At 64.1% G+C, this 3,288-nt stretch carries 6 protein-coding genes; 4 read left to right on the forward strand and 2 right to left on the reverse strand.

From position 1 onward, the window contains the following. Positions 1–390, forward strand: a 390-nt coding sequence (locus tag AHiyo1_RS13775) for a DinB/UmuC family translesion DNA polymerase (RefSeq protein ID WP_445286221.1), incomplete at its 5' end; no start/stop codon positions are given. Positions 391–399: 9 nt separating this feature from the next. Here AHiyo1_RS13775 and AHiyo1_RS25600 read toward each other — a convergent pair. Both AHiyo1_RS25600 and AHiyo1_RS13780 read right to left on the reverse strand, forming a co-directional pair. Next, entirely contained in the window at positions 400–684 is a 285-nt protein-coding gene (locus AHiyo1_RS25600) for a hypothetical protein (protein ID WP_059388942.1), read from the reverse strand. Between the two features lie 37 nt (positions 685–721). Then, positions 722–1,207, reverse strand: coding sequence for an MGH1-like glycoside hydrolase domain-containing protein (locus AHiyo1_RS13780; protein WP_059388943.1), 486 nt, complete (start codon positions 1,205–1,207; stop codon positions 722–724). A 130-nt stretch (positions 1,208–1,337) separates the two neighbouring features. On the opposite strand from AHiyo1_RS13780, the gene AHiyo1_RS13785 reads away from it, so the two are divergent. Genes AHiyo1_RS13785 through AHiyo1_RS13795 form a run of 3 tightly spaced genes read left to right on the forward strand, consistent with a single transcriptional unit; the run spans position 1,338 to position 3,026 of the window. Beyond that, positions 1,338–1,934, forward strand: a complete 597-nt coding sequence (locus AHiyo1_RS13785) for a sulfite oxidase-like oxidoreductase (protein WP_216363205.1) — start codon at positions 1,338–1,340, stop codon at positions 1,932–1,934. A 10-nt stretch (positions 1,935–1,944) separates the two neighbouring features. Continuing rightward, positions 1,945–2,682 carry a ferredoxin reductase gene (locus AHiyo1_RS13790; protein WP_172465595.1) on the forward strand — a complete coding sequence of 246 codons (738 nt, stop codon included), beginning with the start codon at positions 1,945–1,947 and terminating at the stop codon, positions 2,680–2,682. After that, complete coding sequence (locus tag AHiyo1_RS13795; RefSeq protein ID WP_253257337.1) at positions 2,679–3,026, forward strand: DUF6510 family protein; 348 nt, start codon at positions 2,679–2,681, stop codon at positions 3,024–3,026. Before AHiyo1_RS13790 ends, AHiyo1_RS13795 begins: the two co-directional genes overlap by 4 nt. The last annotated feature ends 262 nt before the right edge of the window (positions 3,027–3,288 follow it).

The following is a 3,288-nucleotide window of genomic DNA, read 5'->3' on the forward strand; positions in this document are numbered from 1 at the left end:
CGCGGCGACGGCACGAGCGTCGTGGACGACACCCCGTGGGTTGCCCGCGGACATAGCCGCGAGACCACCTTCCAGCACGACCTGACCGATCCGGCCGAGGTGGAGGACGCGGTGCGGGAGCTGGCAGCGCATGTCCTTGAGGATGTTGTGGCCGAAGGACGGCCCGTCATCGGGCTGACCCTGAAGGTCCGGTATGCGCCGTTCTTGACCACGACCCAGGGGAGGAAGATTCCGGAGACCTTCGACCGGGACGAAATCCTCGCGCGGGCGTTGGATCTCGCGGCTGGAATCGAGGCGGGCCGTCCGATCCGGCTCCTTGGCCTGCGGGCCGAGATGGCAATGCCCGGCGATGCCCGGAAGGGACATACGCCCACGCGCGGCGGTTGGTGACGGCGTCGTTCACTTCCTTAAGCGGTGCGCACCTACCAGCCCGGCCCGATCCATTCGAGGCAGGCCGCGGCTGTCCAGGACTGGTTCAGGCTTCCCAGCGGTCCTCTGCGCCGCGAGCAACGACTCTTCGCCTCCGGACACCAGCGGCGCAAATCCGGAGACAGTGTCAGTAGAGATCCACTCGTTGGCCAGGACATCGCTGGAAGCGGCCATGATCGCGGAAAAGAATACGTCCCGCACCCGGAAGCCGACGACGCTCCGCACGTCGCCGTCGTCGTACCCTACGGAAGCCATCTGCTGAACGAGCCACAGATACTTCGTGTATTCGCTGTCATCGGGCCGCTCGCTGGAGTCTGCGACGCGGAGGGTGTCGACGCCGGGTGAAGGCCGGGACGGTGCCGGGCTGGACGCGGGCGTAGGGCCCGTCCCACCGCGGAGAGTTATCGAACCCGGATTCCCGACCATGGTGGATTTCAATCAGCCCGGTAGCGTCCGGGTCGCGCACGGTGGCAAGCCAGCGGTGCCACGCCAGCCAGCCGTCGAACGATTCGTCGAGGAAGGACTCTGCCGCTTCCCGGTCGGCGCCGCCGTTCTCCCTCCCCCGGTCAAGGATGTGCCGCAAGGCAATCGAGTGGACGGGAGGCTGGCAAATGCCGCTGCTCTCGATGCCCGAAGGGCGTGCCTTCGCGGACCCGGTGCCCCAGCGATCAAAACCGGGAAAGTAGTCTGTGCTGTTCTCGCTGAAGACAATGTGCGGGATCATTCCCGTGGACCATTGGGCGGACAGCAGGGTCCGGAGCTCCGTGATGGCGAGCATGACACCTACCAAGCTACTGCAGCGGGCGTCACCCGGTCAGGCTTTGCCTAGTGTCTAGACCATGCCCGGCCGTTGCCCTATCGTGGGGGGAACCGGGCACAGCCGGCTTGAGTCTCCGCATCGGAGGTACATGGTGGGCATTATCTCTTCTGGATTTCATGGAAGACGGCAGAGCGGCAATCCCGCTTTGCCACCGGGCCAGTACGAGACCGGCAGCTTCCCGGTCCTAACCGCCGGCCCCGCTCCCCGGATCCGCAGAGACGACTGGGAATTCTTTATTACCACTGAGGCAGGGCAGCGCCATGCGTGGTCATGGGACGCCTTCATGGGATTGCCCCAAGTGGACATCCATACGGATATCCACTGCGTGACCAGCTGGTCCAAGCTGGGCACCTCGTGGCGGGGAGTGTCACTGGATTCTCTTTTTGAGAACGTGGAAACAAGCTGCAGGTTCACCACGGCCCACTCCTACGGCGGATACACGACCAACGTCCCGCTCCAGGACCTTCTTGGCGGCCGGGCGTGGGTGGCCTGGGAATTCGACGGTGAGCCCCTTGAACGCACCCACGGCGGACCTGCCCGTCTCCTGGTGCCGCATTTGTACTTCTGGAAGAGCGCAAAGTGGATCAACGGCATCGAGTTGACGCAGGATGATGTTCCTGGTTTCTGGGAATCCAACGGCTACCACCTCCACGGCGACCCATGGCGCGAGGAGCGCTACTCATGAGGTGCATCCGATGAGTACGCTATGGCGCGTGGCCGACGTCGTCAGCAGCATGCCCGAAACGGAAACCGCGCGAACCATCGGGCTGCGGGTGAACGGCTTGAACGGCAACCTCGCCGGACAGCACATCGACATCCGCCTCACCGCGGACGACGGTTACACGGCCGTCCGCTCATATTCCGTGGCCAGGGCAGGCCTGGACGAAACCTTGGAGATTACCGTTGACGAATTGGCCAACGGAGAAGTCTCCCCCTATCTGGTCCGGGAGCTGGCGGTCGGGGACCAGTTGGAGATCCGCGGACCAGTGGGCGGCTGGTTCGTCTGGAAGCCAACGGACACGAACCCCGTTCAGCTGATTGCCGGAGGATCCGGGGTCGTACCGCTCATGTCCATGATCCGTGCGCACCATGTTTCGGAGAATCCTGCGCAGTTCCGGCTGCTCTATTCGCTCAAGTCACCGGAATCGGGCTTCTATCGGGAAGAGCTCCAAGCCTTGACCCGGGAATCCCGCAAGCTCATCATCGACTACGTCTACACACGCAAGGCGCCCGCGGATTGGCCGACTCCTCCGCAACGGCTCACGGCGGAAACCCTGCTGGCCAACATCTTGCCAACGGACCCTGCCCCGGACGTCTTCATCTGTGGCCAGACGGTCTTCGTGGAAACTGTCGCGGAATGGCTCGTGCAGGCGGGATATCCCGCCGGATCGATCAAGACCGAGCGCTTCGGCGGAACAGGAGGAACCCGGTGAGTGGCAACAACGGCCCTGATTCTTCCGGTGCCAAAGATCCGGGCTTCGAGGATCAGGACATCGCTGGAATCGCAGGCAATGCCATAGCCCATCTCGACGGAAACGCGGTGGCAGGACCGCTGTGGGAACTGTTCCGCTTCGATATCGTCGCAGCGATCGGACGATGCAAGCACTGCGGCGCGGTCCGGGTCTTCGGGGAGACGATGGTCTACGTTGACGCTCCGGGAATCGTTGTGCGCTGCGCTTCCTGCGAGGGCGTGCTCCTGCGCCTCGTGGAGACGCCCACACGGTACTGGCTCGATGTGAGCGGACTCAGTTATTTGCAAATCGACCGCGAGGGCTAAGTCAATCCAGTCCAGGCGTCCCGGCGCGCGTTCTGAACCCGTAAGGATTCCACCCGCGACGGCGCGGGCCGGCGTTGGCATGATGGGGTCATGTCATCGCTCCCGGAACACCAAGCAGAACACCGCGCACGGATTGCAATCATAGGCGGGACCGGCCTCTACAAGCTGCCCGAGGCCGTCGTGCTCAGCAGGCTCGACATCCCGACGCCGTTCGGGCCTCCCTCCAGTCCGGTCACGATTGCCCGGCTCACCGCGCCGGCCG

Origin of the sequence: Arthrobacter sp. Hiyo1, from assembly GCF_001263615.2 — a bacterium.
Lineage (GTDB): Bacteria > Actinomycetota > Actinomycetes > Actinomycetales > Micrococcaceae > Arthrobacter.

Bases quoted from the DNA above. Each gene is read 5' to 3' on its own strand.
- AHiyo1_RS25600 (WP_059388942.1), bottom strand. From the start codon at position 684: ATGGCTTCCGTAGGGTACGACGACGGCGACGTGCGGAGCGTCGTCGGC.
- AHiyo1_RS13780 (WP_059388943.1), bottom strand. From the start codon at position 1,207: ATGCTCGCCATCACGGAGCTCCGGACCCTGCTGTCCGCCCAATGGTCC.
- AHiyo1_RS13785 (WP_216363205.1), top strand. From the start codon at position 1,338: ATGGTGGGCATTATCTCTTCTGGATTTCATGGAAGACGGCAGAGCGGC.
- AHiyo1_RS13790 (WP_172465595.1), top strand. From the start codon at position 1,945: ATGAGTACGCTATGGCGCGTGGCCGACGTCGTCAGCAGCATGCCCGAA.